The organism is Verrucomicrobiia bacterium, assembly GCA_035574275.1.
Lineage (GTDB): Bacteria > Zixibacteria > MSB-5A5 > DSPP01 > DSPP01 > DSPP01.
On sequence record DATLYY010000077.1, the window covers coordinates 12,583 to 28,008 of the forward strand.

Here is a 15,426-nt window from a genome sequence, read left to right on the forward strand (position 1 = left end):
GTTTTATCAAATATCTCACAGAAAGAAGGCGTATGGGTATTTTTGACAAGGTTTTTGGGATTTTTTCCAAGCCGCGAGGAGGTGAACGCGTGTCACGGGGGAAGGTGAAATGGTTCAACGAGAAAAAGGGCTTCGGCTTCATCATCGAGGAAGGGGGGGGGCCGGATATTTTCGTGCACTATACCGCGATCGCTTCGGACGGCTTTAAGACCCTGATGGAAGGGGAAGAGGTGGAGTTCACGCTGTCCCAAGGGCCCAAAGGGCCGCAGGCGACCAATGTGATTCGCCTGAAACGGCAGGAGGCCAGGCAGGGAGCGTAAATTCGCCATCGGATAAAAACGAATCCCCGCTTTCTGACGAAAGCGGGGATTTTTTGTTGTCCGCCCGGTTGTCGAGCTTGGGCGCAGGAGGAAACTTAAAACTTCAGCCGGTTTTTGAGCGGCTCGAATATCTTTTGATCAAGAATCTTCTTTATAACGTAGGCAAGCCCGGCCCCGCCGCCGGCCAGAAGCACCAAGCCCAGAAAGACGGCGGCGTAGGCGGCGAACAACGCGCCCTTGCCATCGAAGTTTTTAATCTCCGAATTGGCGGCGGCCGAGTGGCCTAACACCAAAAGCACCACCCCGACAATTGCGAGCCCCAAGAAAAATTTAACGTGGTCTTTCATAGCTTGCTCCAACTCCTTTTCCACCCTCCTTTTTAGCAACCCCCGTACCAAATCGGGCAAATTGCCCAAGACCTTTGTTTTCAACGGCTTGTGCTGGCCTGGTATGGGAATGTGGTACGTTGCTTTCATTTCCTACTACGCAAGGGTAACACTTGCAGGATGCAAAATGTTTCCATTTTGGAGCCGGGACTATGGGAAGTTTCCCATAGTTGATTTGGTGATTTTACAGCGTGCGCTTTCCGAAGTTGGAGAGGGATATTATTTTGACGGTACGATGCGCCTCGACCCTTCCGTATTCGATCTCCCCGTTGTGGAACTGCGCCGGGGATACCGCTCCGGGGTTTACTTTTGGCGTACCAAGCGGATTTTGGAACAAGACAACCGCCACGTCCGATGCCTGATGCAGGTTTTTCAAAAGCGGGAGAAAGCGGTTGTCTGCGGAACGGATGAGGCGATTGCGATTTTGAAAACCGCCTCCGGTTACTACAAAAACGCCGAAGCCGTCTATCCCCTTTTTGACCGCTATGTGGAGATGAAAAAACTCATCCGCCAGCAATTGGCCGTTCACGACTACGACGGCTACTTAAAATCGGCGGCAGAGAGAACCGAGTTAATTAGGAGGTTGGATGATTTGTGGGTCTCCAAATTCTCCGAATTGGATGTTCGTTCGCTGGCCGATGGCGAACCAGTTGGGAGCTGGGAGACGGCAATGACCATCGAGGGAGATTTGTCCTACTTCGCACACCTCGAATCGGTTTATTTGGGCGTTCTGGCGCGACGCACCAAAGTCGCCTCCAACACCCGCGCCGTGGTGGAAGCCGCGAAGGGGAAACCGGTTTTATTTTTTGCCGACCGCTTCGACCATTTTGCCGCGCAGGGCGGGGATGGCTACGCCTCGATGATAGGCGGTGCCAAAGGAGTTGCTACGGATGCCATGGCGGCCTGGTACGGCGACCGGGGGTTGGGGACGATGCCCCACGCCTTGATTGCCGCCTACGACGGGAACACGGTCTTGGCCACAGAGAAATTTTCCCAATACATTCCGGACGTTCCGGTGATTTCCTTGGTCGATTTCGACAACAACTGCCCGGCCACATCGGTTGCCGTGGCCCGCAAGCTGGGTCAAAAGCTCTGGGGGGTGCGGCTGGATACTTCCGAAATGTTAATCGACTACTCGCTGGCGGCGGAAGTCGGCGGGCATTCAGCCGAAGCGGAAGCCAAGCTGCGGGGCGTCAATCCCTCGCTCGTTCTCAAAGTGCGCGAGGCGCTGGACAAAGAAGGATTTTCGTACGTCAAAATCGTGGTCTCCGGCGGGTTCAATCCGAATAAAATCAAATGGTTCGAAGAATCAAAAGTCCCGGTCGATTCCTACGCGGTGGGGAGCTGGATTTTGTCTGGCAATTTCGATTTCACCGCCGATGTGGTCTTGGTCGAAGGGAAACCGGTGGCCAAAGTGGGGCGGGAGTACCGACCGAATGCGCGGTTGAAAAAAGTCGAGAGGTAGGGAGGTTTTTTTAGGAACGGGCTTAAAACCCGCTCGTAGGGGCAATTCATGAATTGCTCCTACAATTTACAAATGAAAATCGCCGTGCTTTTTGATGTGGGCGACGAGGCCGCCGTCGTTTAGAATCTCGGTCATAATCGGCGGGAGGGGGGCGAAGCGGCGCTCAAAACCCTTGGTCAAATTCTTCAAAACGCCGGCTTTCAAGTCCAGTTCCAATTCATCCTGCTCCTCGATTCCGGAAGTATCCACTTCCACCACCGGCAGGCCGTTGTTGATGGAGTTGCGGAAAAAAATCCGGGCGAAGGACTTGGCCAAAACGGCGGAGGCGCCGGACTGCTTGATAATAGTCGCCGCCTGCTCGCGGGAAGAACCCATTCCAAAGTTTTTGCCCGCCACGACAAAATCGCCGGGCTTTACTCCGGCTGCGTAGTCGGCGCGAGCGTCTTCCAGCGTATGTTTGACCAGTTCGGGGATGTTGGATAAAAGATGCACATAACGGCCGGGGAAAATCAAATCGGTGGAGATGTCGTCGCCAAAAAGCCAGGATTTGCCTTTGAATTTCATACAGAATTCCTCGGGTCGGTAATCTTCCCCGTCAGTGCCGAAGCGGCGCAGACCGCCGGACTTGCCAGATAAATAAACGCCTTGGGATTTCCCATCCGGCCTTTGAAGTTGCGATTCATCGTTGAAAGACAATTTTCCCCATCCCCCAAAATGCCGGTATGCACGCCGGGACAGGCACCGCAGCCGGGGGAGTTCACCAAGCCGCCGGCTTCCACAAAAATCTGCCAGAGCCCCTCCTTGGCTCCTTTCAAATAAACATCGCGCGAAGCGGGGGTGGCAACCAGACGGGTATTGGGGTTCACCCGCTTTCCTTTCAAAATTTTGGCGGCGACGCGGAAGTCCTCGATTCTTCCGTTCGTGCAGGTGCCCATATAAACCTGATGCACTTTCACGTCCTTCAATTCTGGAGCGGAAATCGGCCTAACGTTGTCCACGTTGTGGGGCATTGCTATTTGCGGCTCGAGTTTGGAGCAATCGACTTCGAGCGTATAGCAGTAATTGGCCCCCTCGTCCGGTTTCAGGGGACGGTAATCTTTCTCCCGGCCGAATTCCTTGAAATAGGCGCGTGTTTTTTCATCGGCGGGCAAAAGGCCAACTTTGGCCCCCGCTTCAATAGCCATATTGGCGAAAATCGTGCGCTCGTAGAGGGGCATTTCGTCAATCGCCGGGCCCAAAAACTCCATTGCCCGATAGGTGGCGCCGTCCACGCCAATCTGGCCGATGATGTAAAGCATCGCATCCTTGGCGTAAACGCCCGGGGGAAATTTCCCTTTCAAGACAAAGCACATCGTTTCCGGCACTTTCAGCCAGGTGCGCCCCAAAAGCATCGCCATCGCCACGTCGGTGGAGCCCATTCCGGTGGCAAAAGCGGCCACGGCACCTCCCTGACAGGTGTGGGAATCGCCGCCGATGACCAAATCGCCGGGGCGCAGGGTTTCCTCCATTATCACCTGATGGGCGATGCCGCTGCCGACGTCGTAGAATTTCAAGTTCAGCTTACGGGTAAATTCGCGGATGACCTTTTGCTCGGTGGCGGCGATGGCCGTGGAACTCGGAGACGAATGGTCGAGATAAAAAATCACCCGTTCAGGATACTTGAGTGGCCCCAAACCCAGTTTTTCCAATTGCGAGATGGCCAGAGGGCCGGAAAGGTCGTGGGCGTAAATCCAGTCAATCGGGGAAAGGACCAACTCCCCGGCTTTGACCGGATTACCGACTTTTTCGGATATAATCTTTTCGCTTAGGGTCTGCGGCATCCTATAAGATTATAAAAACAATGGGGGAAAAAGGCAATTTAGGGGAATGTGGGGGCGGGGTTGCCCCGCCCGGGCGAGGAAACCTCGCCCCTACAAAAACAACGTTAATGATTCTGGTTCTGTTTCACCACAGACCAGATTTCTTCATCGGTCAGGATGTGGTCGGAATGCTTGGCTTGATCCAAAATAGAAGCAACGAGTTTGGGGGTTGGTTTAACGCCGCGGGACTCGAGCCAAAAGTTGACGTTCGATGCGCCGGACATAAAGCCGACTTCGATTTGCTGGGCGCGGCCGAAAAGCCCGGCGGGAACGCCGGAATAGACCCGGTCGGCGAGCCAGTTATCCCCCTTCTTTTTGGCTTTAATCACGGCGGCGGCGTGGACGCCGGTGGCGGTGCGGAAGGCGTCCTTGCCAAAGACCGGATAGTTGTCCGGAATCGGCTTGCCGACGGCCTCGGAGATTTTCTGCAAATACTCCGGCAGGGCGGTCAAATCCTGCTTGATGTACCCCTCCAGTTTCAAGTTCACCAGGAGCAAATCCATCGGGGTGTTGCCCACCCGCTCGCCGATGCCGATACCGGTGGCGTGCACTTGGTCAACCCCAGCCTCAACGGCGGCAATTGAGTTAATCACCGACAAATCCCGGTCGCGGTGGCCGTGCCAGTCGATTTTCACTTTTTCACCGGTTTTTTTGACCACCCGCTGGACAAACCTGATGACCGCTTTGACGCCGGGCGGGATAACATAACCCACCGTATCGCAAACGGTGATTCGCTTGGCGCCGCATTCGATGGCCGTGGTATAGAGCTTGCGGATCACCTCCGGCGCGGCGCGGGTGGTGTCTTCGGTCACATACATCACCGGCAATTTGTGTTTGACGCAAAAGGTGACGGCCTCCTCGGTCAGTTTCAACATCTGATTTAAGGTCCATTCCTCGGCGTATATCCGTATCGGTGACGAGCCGATGAAAGTGGCGGCTTCTATCGGAATTCCGGCCTTCGCGGAAATTTCCACCAGCGGCTCGAGGTCGGAAAGAACAGTACGGACGGCGCAGTAAGGGCGGATTTTCATTTTGCCCGCCACGATTTCCTTGGCCAGCGCCAGAATGTGTTCCTTGGCATGAACGCCGGCGCCGGGAAGGCCCAAATCGACGGATTGGATGCCGAGCCGCTCCATCAGGTGTAAGATTTCAATTTTCTTGGCTAAGGGCGGGTCGACAATGGACGGGGATTGCAACCCGTCGCGCAAGGTTTCATCCGCCAAGCTTACGGCCTTCTTACGCTTGGGAACGGAGGTTACGTGATTCCAGTCGTAAATCAGTTTCTTGATAGGGGGGATTTTCATCGCTTTCCGCATGGCTCAATTACGAAAATTTTTCAACAGTTCACGGGCAATCACGAGCCGCTGGATTTCGGAAGTACCCTCGAAAAGTTCGGTCACGCGGGCATCGCGGTAGTAACGTTCTACGTGATAGTCGCGGATGTAGCCGTAGCCGCCCAGAATTTGAATCGCCTTGTGGGTTACTCTTGTAGCCATTTCGGAGGCATATAACTTGGCCTGCGAGGCGGCGAGAATGAACGGTTTGCCGCGGGATTTCAAGTATGCGGCGTGATAAACGAGGTTACGGGCGGCGGAAATATCGGTGGCCATATCAGCCAGCATAAACTGGATGCCCTGGAATTCGGACAGGAATTTGCCGAACTGCTTGCGCTCTTTTGAGTATTTCACCGCCAGATTAAAAGCGGCCTGGGCAATCCCCATAGCCTGGCAGCCGATGGAGATGCGGCCGCCGTCCAAGGCCTCCAAGGCGATGCTGAAGCCTTTGCCGACCTGCCCGATAATGTTTTCTTTTGGGACGCGCACGTCCTGATAATGCAGTTCTGTGGTTGGCGAGGCCTTGAATCCCATTTTCTTTTCGATGGTTCCGACCGTCAAACCGGGCGTTCCCTTTTCCACCATAAAGCAGGTTATACCTTTGTAGCCCCTGCTTTTGTCCACCGTGGCGAAGGTCAGAACAAAGTGGGCCAAGTTGGCGTCAGTGGCGTAGATTTTGGTGCCGTTCAGAATGTAGAAATCACCGTCCGCTTTTGCGGTGGTCTCCAATCCAGCGGCATCCGAGCCGGCGTTCGGTTCGGTCAGAGCAAAAGCCCCCAGCTTCTGGCCGATGGCCACAGCGGGAAGATATTTTTGTTTTTGCTCTTCAGTGCCGTGGGAGAGAATAGGGCCGGCATAAAGGGAATTGTGCAACTCGACGACGGCGGTGTGGGAAGAGCAGCCCTGGGCCAATTGCTCGACGACCAAAGCATAGGCAATGTAATCCATTCCGGCGCCGCCGTAGCGCTCCGGGATGGTGATGCCCAGAAAGCCCAGTTCCCCCATTTCGCGGATGACGTTCAAGTCCAGCTTTTCCTCGGCGTCAAATTCGAGGGCGCGGGGGAAAAGCTTTTTCTGGGCAAACTCGCGGGCGGTTTCCTGAATCAGCCGCTCGTCTTCCGAGAGCGCAAAATCCATTACTTCCCTTGGAAGTTCGCTTTTCGCTTTTCCAGAAAAGCGGAGGTGCCTTCCATCTTATCCTCGGAAGAGGCTAGGGCAGCAAATTCGGAGGCTTCAACGGCGCAGCCGGTTTTCAAATCAGCCGCCAACCCGTTGCGGATGGCCCGCTTGGCGGCGGCGATGGCCAGCGGCCCTTTAGAGGCAATTTTTTCCGCCATCTTCTTTGCTTCCGTCATCAATTCTGCTTTCGGCACGATCTTGTCCACCAATCCGATGCGAAACGCCTCGGCGGCGTCGATGATGTCACCGGTGAAAATCAGCTCCTTGGCTTTTCCTTCGCCGACCAATCTCGGAAGCCGCTGTGTGCCGCCGTAGCCGGGGATGATGCCCAAATTCACTTCCGGTTGACCCAACTTTGCTGTGTCGGCGGCGATACGGATGTCGGTGGCCATTGCAATTTCACAACCGCCTCCCAAAGCGAAGCCGTTGATTACACCAATTATGGCCTTGTCCATTTCCTCCATTTTGAAAAGCAAACCCTGCCCCTGGTCGCATTTCCAGCGGGAGCGCAAGACGTCGGCGGCGCGCAGTTCGTTGATATCCGCGCCGGCAACAAAGGCCTTTTCCCCCGCGCCGGTCAACAGAATCACCCGGATAGAATCGTTCTTTTCCAACAATAGGAAGGCGAGCCAAAGCTCGGCAATGGTTTCGTCATTCAAAGCGTTCAAAACGCTTGGGCGGTTGATGGTTACGGTGGCAACGGGCGGTTCGACGGCGACCAACAGGTTCTTATAGGTCATCCCGCTGTCTTCGGGAGTTGTTTTGGGGATTTTAATCTGCAGGTCCATTATTTTTTGTTTCCTTTCTCGTCGTATTCGTAAATCCCGCGGCCGCTTTTGCGCCCCATAAAACCGGCGGCGACGAGCCGGCGCATCAAGGGCGGAGCGGCGTAGTGGTCATCCTTGAATTCGTCAAACATGATCTCGGCGATATAGTAGGTGGTGTCGATGCCGACGAAGTCCAAGAGCTCCAGTGGTCCCATCGGGTGTCCGCACCCGAGCTTCATCCCGTTGTCAATATCCTCCCGGCTGGCCACCCCTTTTTCATAGGCTCGGACGGCGTCGAGCAGGTAAGGTACAAACAGTAAATTGACCACAAAGCCGGGAGTGTCTTTGGCCACCACCACGGTTTTGCCCAGTTTTTCACCGAACGTCTTGGCCGCACGAAAGGCTTCCTCGGAAGTGACCACCGTTTTCACCACCTCCACCAACTTCATCACAGGCACGGGGTTGAAAAAGTGGAGACCAACGAAGTTGGCGGCGCGCTTGGTGACGGCGGACATATCGGTAATCGGCAACGAGGAGGTGTTAGAGGCGAAAATAGCCGTGGGTTTGACGATACCGTCGAGCTCCTTAAAAAGCTTTCTCTTCTCCTCCATATTTTCAATAATCGCCTCGATGACGATATCACAATCGGACAACTCGGCAAGCTTGGTTGTGCCGGTGATGCGCCCCAGAGCCGCTTCCTTCTCCTGTTGTGTGGCCTTTCCCTTTTCGACCGCGCGGGAAAGGGAACCCTCGATTCGGGAGCGCCCTTTTTTCAACAGCTCATCGCTAACTTCGCGCACGATCACGGCGTATCCAGCCTTGGCGGCTGTTTCGGCGATACCAGAACCCATCAACCCGCAGCCGATAACGCCCACTTTTTTGATTTCCATTTATCCTCCTGAATTTGTAGTCTTCTTTTTATGCTTCCTTAACGCTTCCTTCGGTAAGATATAGAAAATAAAAATTTTTGCGCCAGAGGTTTTTTTCAAGATAAACCTCACGTGAAGCAGAAACGGGCTTGCAGTTTTCCTTGAATTTTGTTTTTTATTTACATGGCCAAACGCCGGATTTTGTTTCTTTGCACCGGCAATTCCTGCCGCAGCCAGATGGCGGAAGGATACGCCCGACAATACGCCCCTTCTGGGTATACGGCCACATCCGCCGGGTTGGACCCGAAAGGTTACATTCATCCCCGGGCAATAATTGTAATGCAAGAGGTGGGGATCGACATCCGCAACCAGACATCCAAGACCTTTGACGCCTCCCAAGCCAAGAACTATGATTTGGTCATCACCCTCTGCGGGGATGCCGAGGAGCGCTGCCCCGCCCTGCCGGCCGGGGTGGCCCGCACCCACTGGCCCTTGCCGGACCCGGCCAAGGCCAACGGTTCCCCGGAAGAGGTGATGGAGACCTTCCGACGGGTGCGGGACGAAATTGGGGAACTTGTAAAGCGGCTTTTTGCCGAGCTGGAACGGCAGGAAAAGTAAGTTTTCGAATTGGTTTTCCCACTTCCGTTCTGGGGTCAAGGAGGAAATGCCTCTTTGCATTGACAAGCCGGTATAAAGAGTATATCGTCCGTTTGGACGCGCAATGGGGCGCGCCGGTGAAGGAGGAAGGGATATGGAAAATTTTCCAACCTGCAAAAAATGCGGCAACGGGGTGCTTTTGCCGCTGTCCGACTACGGCCGGGAAGGGGCCACCATCCAGTTCAAGGCGTGGGTGTGTAGCAACCCGGAATGCGGGTTCAACATTCGCATCGACAACGGCGAGGTCAGCTTTGGACGCCCGCTGACCCAGTCCACTAAATAGAAAAGACCGCTTGGTTATTTGAAGGGGGCGCAACCCCCCTTCTTTTTTTATCTTTGGGGGATGAAGGTATTGGGAATTGAGAGTTCCTGCGACGAGACGGCGGCGGCCGTGGTCGAGGAAGGTCGGGTCCTGTCATCGGTCGTTTCCTCACAGGCTCTGCACTGGAAATACGGCGGCATCGTGCCGGAGCTGGCCGCGCGGGAGCAATTGAAAGCAATCCGGCCGGTGGTGAAAGAGGCGCTGGCGGAAGCGGGTTTACCACTTTCGGCCATCGATGGAATCGCCGTAACCTTCGGACCCGGGTTGGTCGGCTCCTTGGTCGTGGGAGTGGCATTTGCCAAAAGTCTGGCCGTTTCCACAGGCAAGCCGCTGATTGGTGTCAACCACCTTGAAGGGCATATGTTTTCGGTTTTCATCGAGCAGCCGGATCTGCCGCTCCCGGCTGTGGTTTTAATCGCCTCCGGGGGGCACACCGTCCTTTTATCGGTTGCGGAAAAAGGGAAAGCGCGGCTTTTGGGGCAAACGGTGGACGACGCCGCCGGAGAAGCGTTTGACAAAGGGGCGCGGCTTTTGGGGTTGCCGTATCCGGGGGGGCCTTCCATCCAAAAAGCGGCGGAAGGGGGGGACCCGGAGGCCGTGGATTTTCCGCGCCCGATGCTAACGGCGGATAATTTTGAGTTTTCGTTTGCAGGATTGAAGACGGCCTTGGCCGTGTATCTGCAGAAATATCCGGAAGGGGCCGGGGAAAAACCAAACGATTTGGCGGCGGCATATCAAGAGGCGATTGCAGAGACGCTGGCGGAAAAAACCTTGTCGGCTGCCGAACGAACCGGAGCCAAATCGGCGGCGGTTGCGGGCGGCGTTGCCGCGAACCGGCGGTTACGGGAGCTTATCGAACTGCGGGCGAAAAAATCGGGACTGGGGGTTCACTTTCCGGGCTTCCAATTCTGCACGGATAACGCGGCGATGATCGCCTGTGCCGGGGAGTTTTACTTAAAGCGGGGGAAGGCAGCCGATTTATCGCTGGAGGCGTTGCCGAACCTGCCCCTTACTTCATTTGCCGCGGCGTAGGCTGCTACTTGGCCCCGTTGGCAGTCAGGACCGCCGGGAGGGTGCGGAAAAGAATTTTCACATCCTGCCAGAAACTCCAGCCGTCGATATAGGCCAAATCCATTTTCATCCAGTCCTCGAAGTCTACGTTGCTGCGACCGGAAACCTGCCACAAGCAGGTGATGCCGGGGCGGACGGAAAGGCGCCTGCGGTGCTCCAGCCGATAGTGAAAAACCTCCTCCGGTAGCGGGGGGCGGGGGCCGACCAAAGACATTTCCCCCATCACCACGTTGAAGAGTTGGGGTAGTTCGTCCAGCGAAGTTTTGCGCAAGAAACGGCCGACCTTGGTCACCCGCGGGTCGTCGGTCATTTTGAAAACCGGTCCGGACATTTCATTTTTGTGCAGGAGCTCTTTTTTCTTTTGTTCGGCATCGGCCACCATCGTGCGGAACTTGTACATCCAGAAGCGGCGGCCGTTTTGCCCCACGCGCAGCTGTTTGTAAAAAATAGGGCCGGGGGAGGTGGTTTTTATCCAGGCGGCAATGATGAAAATGAACGGCGAGAGAAGGGCCAGCCCCAAGGCGGCCAAGAGCCGGTCCAGCGTGTATTTGACGGTGATGGCGCGCGGCAAGGAAAGAGGGCCGGTCAGTTGTATGACCGGCCAACCCAAAAAGCTCAACCCATCGGAAAGCGGTTGTCCTTCGACCCCGCCGGCTACTGCATCCGTGAACAGATAGCTGGTCACCCCGGCTTTGCGGCAGACCTCCACGGAGAGGCGGATCTTTTCCAGTTCGGAGGGAAGGTTGGAGAAGAGCAGGGCGTCAATGTGACCGTTGGTCAAAATAACGGGCAGATGCTCGTAGAGTCCCACCAAGGGAAGGGGTCGGTAACCCCAGAGCCATTTCGGTTTGTCCCAGTCCACGAAGCCGATCGGCTTGATTCCCCACTGCGGATGCGAAAGCGCCCGTTCAAAAACCGGTTCGGCATGCTCGGTGGACCCGACCACCAAAATGCGCAGATAGTTGTACCCCTTGCGGCGGAAATGCTCCAGCGTTTTGAGCAAAACCAAACGGGAGCCGAACAGAAGAACGAAATCGCACACGGCGAAGAGGGCGGCCGTCGAGCGGCTCTGGGCGGGGTGGCCGAAAATAAAAAACAGAAGGACAAGCACGGCGGTGCCGATGGCGACAATCTGCAGGACCTGCCGCGCCAGAAAGCCGGCCGTTTTCACCCGGTACTGATAGGCCCGGGGAGAAAGCAAAAGCAGGATCGTCCAGGTCAGAAGTATCAAAACCAGCGTGCGAAAAAAGAGGGCATCCGGAATGACTTTGAAATGCGGGTCAAAGGGAACGACGGCCGGAATCAAAGAGGTCAAATGGAAAGCCAAAGCGGTCAGGACCAAATCGATGACCAATTGTGTGCGCCGAAGAATGGTGAGGTTCTGGCTAATCATTTGCTTTTCCCAAAAATTTCTCCTTGGCGACCCACCAGAAAAAACGGGGGTCGTCCACCAGGTAGCGCTTCCAGAGCCGCCCCGGTTCGTTCAGGAGCCGGAAGGCCCATTCGAGCCCCGCTTTTTGCAACCAGGCCGGAGCCCTCTTTTTCTCCCCGGAGTAAAAATCAAAGGCGGCGCCGACGCCGAGGAAGAGCCGGACCGGCACGCGGTTGCGCAGGTGGTAAATCAATTTTTCCTGTTTGGGAGTTCCGAGGGCAGCAAAGACGACGTCCGGCTTTGATTGTTTGAGGACCTGCACAATTTTTTTCAGTTCATCCTGACATTTTTCAAACCCCAGGGGAGGGGAATAATGGCCGGCGATTTTCAAATTCGGGTTTTCCTGCCGCAATTTGTCAATGACTCGGTTGCATACGGAAGGCGTGGCGCCCAGCAGAAAAATGGAGCGGCCCGTTGCGGCCGCGCGGGTCGAGAGGCGGGGGAACAAATCGGCGCCCGTTATCCGCTCCGGCAGGGATTTCCCCAGCCAGCGGGAGGCCCAGAGAAGCGGCATGCCGTCCGGCACCACGAAGCTGGCCCGCCGATAGACTTCCCGAAACTCTCCGTCGGTTTTCAGCCGGACGATATGGTCGACATTGGGAGTTACGACGTAGGCCCCCTTTCCGCGACGCATTTGTTCCTCCAACTTTTGCATAAAAACGTCGAGAGGGTAGGAATCGATTTCCACTCCCAAAAGTGAAACCCTTTTGTGGCCGTTTTTATCCACTCAGCACTTCCTCATACACCGCCCGGGTGGCCGATGCCGTTTGGCGCCAGGAAAAGCGGGCAATGTTTTCTTTCCCCTTCTGCATTAAATCTTTTTTCAATGAGGCCTCGTTCCAAAGCTTTTCGAGCCCCGCTGTCACACTTTCTCCTTGGTGCGGATCGACAAAGAGAACGGAATTTCCGGCCACTTCCGGAAGGGATGAGGTGTTGGAGCACAAAACCGGCGTGCCGACGGACTGGGCTTCCAACACCGGCAGGCCAAAACCCTCGTAAAAGGAAGGAAAGGCCAGAAAATCGGCCAGGGCATAAAGTGCGGGAAGGTCTTCTTTGGGCACATATCCCAGCACTTGAGTTTGCCTTTCCAATTTCAATTTGGAGATTCGTTTAAAAACTTCATCCCTGCCCCAAGCCAACCGTCCGGCCAAAATCAGATGTGCGTCCGGCGCATCTTCAACCAGACGGGCGAAGGCGGAAAGCAGGCCGCTCAAATTTTTGCGCGGTTCCAAGGTTGCCACGGAGAGGATGAAGCGTTCCGGAAGCGTGTATTTCGCGCGTACCGTTTGCTTGCTTTCCCCCGTCACCGGTTTCTCGAATATAGGATCGGGGGCAAGATGGGAGACGGCGATTTTGTCCTCGGGAATTTTTGTAGCCGCGGCTATTTCGGCTTTGGCGCTTGCCGAAATGGTAAGAATTTTTCGGGATTTTTTCAGCGCCCGGCCGGCGAGGGGGGCGAAATAGGTTTTGGCCTTCCAGGAAAGCCGCCCGGTTTTATGCCAGAGGGTGGAATCGAACACCGTGGCAACCTTTGGCGTTTTGGACAATAACCCGGGTGGAAAAGCTGGAAAGTGAATTAAATCCGCTTTTATTTTCCGTTCCATTCCGGGAACCCAGACCTGTTCGGTCGCAACTTGATTGCCAAAGGGGGAAAGGTGAAAGACGGCCCGGTCGGCGAAGGGGCGCAGCTCTGGGTGGATTTCTCGCCGAAAGAAAAGGTGAAACTCGTCCCGCCCGTCCGTTTCCAAAAGCGCGCGGGAAAGATTCAACGCGTAATACTCCATCCCGGTGTGCCGGCGGCAGAGGGAGGTCAAGTCGAGGGCGAGCTTCATTTTTTCTTAAGCCAGAATACCAGGTTTTCGCCGAAATTCCAAGGGAAGTAAGGTTCAATCAAAAAGAAGAAGTTGGAAAGGCCGGAGAAGAAAATCTTCTGCAGGAAAGCCGGGATGGCCGGCAGATAGGGGGAGTCCCAGAGGGCGTCCGTGCCGGAGGAAATCACCGAAAAGCCGGCCGCGTCGAAGATTTTTTGCCATTCGGCGGCTTTTTTTATGGAACAATGGGTTGGGTCTTGATGGCCGAACCATTTTTCCTTCTTTACGCGGCTGCCCAAACTATCCGGATTCGGGGTGGTTAAAACCAATTCCCCCTCCTGCTTCAAAACGCGAGCGGCTTCGGCGAAAAGTTTTTCCGGTTCCGGGAGATGTTCCACCACGTCAAAGGCGACCAAAAAATCGAAACTGCCGGTTTTGAATGGAAGGTTCTGGGCGTCGGCGCGGGTTAAAATTAGTTTATGGGCGGAGGCGACCTTCAGGCCTTCTTTGGAGAGGTCCGCTCCGCAGGCAAAGCTGAAATCGGCCTGCGCCCGCCGCAAAAAATTTCCCTCCCCGCAGCCGACCTCCAAAAGCCGGCCGTGCGACTTTTTGGCCAGTTTGCGCCGCCAGGTGGAATAGAGAACCGGCTTGTCGGAGCCGGAGGCCAAAAGCCGGTTTTTGTACTGGCGCTTGAAATAGCCGTCCTCGAAGCGGTTCTTTTTGGGGTCAGCGGGAATATCCATAAAAGGTTTGTGCCACGGCTTGATTGGCGCGGTCGATTTTTTCCAGCACCGCTTTGGCCTCGTATCCATCCAAGGCCTGGCGGCAGACCTCGAAGGAGGGGCGGAATTTGAGAATCTCCAGCGTTTTTTCGGCCAGGGTCCGGGGGCTGCGGTTGGAAACGACAAATCCGGAAAACCCGTTTATCACCACCTTCGAAACATCCCCCACGTTGGTGGAAACCACCGGCAAACCCGCGGCGAGCGATTCCAAAACAGCACGGGGCATTCCCTCGAAATGAGAAGTCAAAAGCAAACAATCGGCGGCGGAGAAAAGCTCCGGCAGGCGGGCATGGGGGAGGGCGCCCAAGAAAATCAGGTCGTTTTGCAGGTCGGAATGGCGCGCCATGAGTTTTTCTTTTGCCCGGCCGTCGCCGGCCAAAACCAAAACGACATCGGGCCTGGCCGAGCGAACCTCTCGAAAAGTTTGCAAAAGCAAATCGGGGTCTTTTACTTTTTCCAGTCGGCCGACGAAAAGCAGGATTTTTTTATCCAAAGGCAAATTGAAAAGATTCCGGCAGCGGACCGGGTTTTGGGGGGCGAACAAATCGAAATCCACGCCGTTTTCAATCAACGAAACCTTGTCTCCTCCGGTTCCCAAAAGCCGTCGGTAATATTCCACTCCCTCTTCCGAAACGCAGAAGATTTTGTTGGCCCGCAAAATGGAGATACGCTCCAAGAGTAGAAAAAGGGGACGGATTTTGGCCACCCAGCTTTCGTTGGGCAGGTGGATGTTTTTGGAAGTGCCGTGTATGGTCAGGATAATCGGAAAACGGAAATCGTTCCAGAACGGAAGCATGTGGTCCACCCGGTGGATGTCCAAAGCCGCCGGCTGTGTCAGGATTTTGGTTTTGTGCTTCCACAGCGCATAAGTGAAGCGCAGATTGAGCGGCGGCAGGGTGCGCCGGTTCAAATCCCTCACCCGGAAAAGAGGGAAGAAGTCCAATTTTTTGCCGTCGTATGTAATCTCGTTCCAGCGTCCGGCCGGCAGGTCGCCGAAGGCATCCACTCCGACGAAGCGGACTGTGGAAAAAGGGGATTTTTTGGAAAGGAGCGTGGTTATGGCGGTCTCAATCCCCCCCAGCTTATGAACCCGCGGGTCGGTGGGGTAAAGAACCACGACCGGGTATTCCGGCGATGTTTGCACCTGTTTGCCGATAAGTTTCATCTGCATC

Annotated in this window: 17 protein-coding genes; 5 read left to right on the top strand and 12 right to left on the bottom strand. The window is 55.3% G+C overall.

Annotated elements, in window-relative coordinates:
- The first annotated feature begins 89 nt into the window (after positions 1 to 89).
- Positions 90 to 320 carry a cold shock domain-containing protein gene (locus tag VNL73_11045; protein ID HXF49943.1) on the top strand — a complete coding sequence of 77 codons (231 nt, stop codon included), beginning with the start codon at positions 90 to 92 and terminating at the stop codon, positions 318 to 320.
- Between the two features lie 95 nt (positions 321 to 415).
- Here the strand turns inward: VNL73_11045 and VNL73_11050 are convergent, their stop codons facing one another.
- Positions 416 to 796, bottom strand: coding sequence for a hypothetical protein (locus VNL73_11050; protein ID HXF49944.1), 381 nt, complete (start codon positions 794 to 796; stop codon positions 416 to 418).
- 37 nt (positions 797 to 833) lie between these two features.
- On the opposite strand from VNL73_11050, the gene VNL73_11055 reads away from it, so the two are divergent.
- Positions 834 to 2,171, top strand: coding sequence for a quinolinate phosphoribosyl transferase (locus VNL73_11055; GenBank protein ID HXF49945.1), 1,338 nt, complete (start codon positions 834 to 836; stop codon positions 2,169 to 2,171).
- A gap of 66 nt (positions 2,172 to 2,237) precedes the next feature.
- Here VNL73_11055 and VNL73_11060 read toward each other — a convergent pair whose 3' ends face one another.
- The 6 genes from VNL73_11060 to VNL73_11085 form a co-directional block, all read right to left on the bottom strand.
- Positions 2,238 to 2,735 (bottom strand): 3-isopropylmalate dehydratase small subunit, encoded by a 498-nt coding sequence (locus tag VNL73_11060; protein ID HXF49946.1) that lies wholly within the window; start codon positions 2,733 to 2,735, stop codon positions 2,238 to 2,240.
- Positions 2,732 to 3,991, bottom strand: coding sequence for a 3-isopropylmalate dehydratase large subunit (locus VNL73_11065; protein ID HXF49947.1), 1,260 nt, complete (start codon positions 3,989 to 3,991; stop codon positions 2,732 to 2,734). The genes VNL73_11060 and VNL73_11065 overlap by 4 nt, the downstream gene beginning before the upstream one ends.
- A gap of 104 nt (positions 3,992 to 4,095) precedes the next feature.
- Complete coding sequence (locus VNL73_11070) at positions 4,096 to 5,346, bottom strand: 2-isopropylmalate synthase (protein HXF49948.1); 1,251 nt, start codon at positions 5,344 to 5,346, stop codon at positions 4,096 to 4,098.
- A gap of 3 nt (positions 5,347 to 5,349) precedes the next feature.
- Complete coding sequence (locus VNL73_11075; GenBank protein ID HXF49949.1) at positions 5,350 to 6,501, bottom strand: acyl-CoA dehydrogenase; 1,152 nt, start codon at positions 6,499 to 6,501, stop codon at positions 5,350 to 5,352.
- On the bottom strand, positions 6,501 to 7,331 hold the full coding sequence (locus VNL73_11080) for an enoyl-CoA hydratase-related protein (GenBank protein ID HXF49950.1): 831 nt from the start codon (positions 7,329 to 7,331) through the stop codon (positions 6,501 to 6,503). The genes VNL73_11075 and VNL73_11080 overlap by 1 nt, the downstream gene beginning before the upstream one ends.
- Positions 7,331 to 8,200, bottom strand: a complete 870-nt coding sequence (locus VNL73_11085) for a 3-hydroxybutyryl-CoA dehydrogenase (GenBank protein ID HXF49951.1) — start codon at positions 8,198 to 8,200, stop codon at positions 7,331 to 7,333. Before VNL73_11085 ends, VNL73_11080 begins: the two co-directional genes overlap by 1 nt.
- Positions 8,201 to 8,347: 147 nt before the next feature.
- Here VNL73_11085 and VNL73_11090 point away from each other — a divergent pair, with 147 nt between their 5' ends.
- The 3 genes from VNL73_11090 to tsaD all read left to right on the top strand — a co-directional run bounded on the left by VNL73_11090 (position 8,348) and on the right by tsaD (position 10,190).
- Positions 8,348 to 8,797, top strand: coding sequence for an arsenate reductase ArsC (locus VNL73_11090; GenBank protein ID HXF49952.1), 450 nt, complete (start codon positions 8,348 to 8,350; stop codon positions 8,795 to 8,797).
- A 133-nt stretch (positions 8,798 to 8,930) separates the two neighbouring features.
- A complete protein-coding gene (locus VNL73_11095; GenBank protein HXF49953.1) occupies positions 8,931 to 9,119 on the top strand; it encodes a hypothetical protein in 189 nt (62 codons plus the stop codon).
- A gap of 60 nt (positions 9,120 to 9,179) precedes the next feature.
- On the top strand, positions 9,180 to 10,190 hold the full coding sequence (tsaD, locus tag VNL73_11100) for a tRNA (adenosine(37)-N6)-threonylcarbamoyltransferase complex transferase subunit TsaD (GenBank protein ID HXF49954.1): 1,011 nt from the start codon (positions 9,180 to 9,182) through the stop codon (positions 10,188 to 10,190).
- Positions 10,191 to 10,194: 4 nt separating this feature from the next.
- Here the strand turns inward: tsaD and VNL73_11105 are convergent, their stop codons facing one another.
- Genes VNL73_11105 through VNL73_11125 form a run of 5 tightly spaced genes read right to left on the bottom strand, consistent with a single transcriptional unit; the run spans position 10,195 to position 15,425 of the window.
- Positions 10,195 to 11,622, bottom strand: a complete 1,428-nt coding sequence (locus VNL73_11105) for a sugar transferase (protein HXF49955.1) — start codon at positions 11,620 to 11,622, stop codon at positions 10,195 to 10,197.
- A complete protein-coding gene (locus tag VNL73_11110) occupies positions 11,615 to 12,388 on the bottom strand; it encodes a WecB/TagA/CpsF family glycosyltransferase (protein HXF49956.1) in 774 nt (257 codons plus the stop codon). Before VNL73_11110 ends, VNL73_11105 begins: the two co-directional genes overlap by 8 nt.
- Positions 12,381 to 13,493 carry a glycosyltransferase family 1 protein gene (locus tag VNL73_11115; GenBank protein HXF49957.1) on the bottom strand — a complete coding sequence of 371 codons (1,113 nt, stop codon included), beginning with the start codon at positions 13,491 to 13,493 and terminating at the stop codon, positions 12,381 to 12,383. The genes VNL73_11110 and VNL73_11115 overlap by 8 nt, the downstream gene beginning before the upstream one ends.
- A complete protein-coding gene (locus VNL73_11120; GenBank protein HXF49958.1) occupies positions 13,490 to 14,215 on the bottom strand; it encodes a class I SAM-dependent methyltransferase in 726 nt (241 codons plus the stop codon). The genes VNL73_11115 and VNL73_11120 overlap by 4 nt, the downstream gene beginning before the upstream one ends.
- Positions 14,199 to 15,425, bottom strand: coding sequence for a glycosyltransferase family 4 protein (locus tag VNL73_11125; GenBank protein HXF49959.1), 1,227 nt, complete (start codon positions 15,423 to 15,425; stop codon positions 14,199 to 14,201). Before VNL73_11125 ends, VNL73_11120 begins: the two co-directional genes overlap by 17 nt.
- Position 15,426 lies beyond the last annotated feature (1 nt).

Excerpts from the sequence above, each read along its gene's own strand:
- VNL73_11050 (HXF49944.1), bottom strand. The coding sequence starts at position 796 with ATGAAAGCAACGTACCACATTCCCATACCAGGCCAGCACAAGCCGTTG.
- VNL73_11055 (HXF49945.1), top strand. The coding sequence starts at position 834 with ATGTTTCCATTTTGGAGCCGGGACTATGGGAAGTTTCCCATAGTTGAT.
- VNL73_11060 (HXF49946.1), bottom strand. The coding sequence starts at position 2,735 with ATGAAATTCAAAGGCAAATCCTGGCTTTTTGGCGACGACATCTCCACC.
- VNL73_11065 (HXF49947.1), bottom strand. The coding sequence starts at position 3,991 with ATGCCGCAGACCCTAAGCGAAAAGATTATATCCGAAAAAGTCGGTAAT.
- VNL73_11070 (HXF49948.1), bottom strand. The coding sequence starts at position 5,346 with ATGCGGAAAGCGATGAAAATCCCCCCTATCAAGAAACTGATTTACGAC.
- VNL73_11075 (HXF49949.1), bottom strand. The coding sequence starts at position 6,501 with ATGGATTTTGCGCTCTCGGAAGACGAGCGGCTGATTCAGGAAACCGCC.
- VNL73_11080 (HXF49950.1), bottom strand. The coding sequence starts at position 7,331 with ATGGACCTGCAGATTAAAATCCCCAAAACAACTCCCGAAGACAGCGGG.
- VNL73_11085 (HXF49951.1), bottom strand. The coding sequence starts at position 8,200 with ATGGAAATCAAAAAAGTGGGCGTTATCGGCTGCGGGTTGATGGGTTCT.
- VNL73_11095 (HXF49953.1), top strand. The coding sequence starts at position 8,931 with ATGGAAAATTTTCCAACCTGCAAAAAATGCGGCAACGGGGTGCTTTTG.
- tsaD (HXF49954.1), top strand. The coding sequence starts at position 9,180 with ATGAAGGTATTGGGAATTGAGAGTTCCTGCGACGAGACGGCGGCGGCC.
- VNL73_11105 (HXF49955.1), bottom strand. The coding sequence starts at position 11,622 with ATGATTAGCCAGAACCTCACCATTCTTCGGCGCACACAATTGGTCATC.
- VNL73_11115 (HXF49957.1), bottom strand. The coding sequence starts at position 13,493 with ATGAAGCTCGCCCTCGACTTGACCTCCCTCTGCCGCCGGCACACCGGG.
- VNL73_11120 (HXF49958.1), bottom strand. The coding sequence starts at position 14,215 with ATGGATATTCCCGCTGACCCCAAAAAGAACCGCTTCGAGGACGGCTAT.
- VNL73_11125 (HXF49959.1), bottom strand. The coding sequence starts at position 15,425 with ATGCAGATGAAACTTATCGGCAAACAGGTGCAAACATCGCCGGAATAC.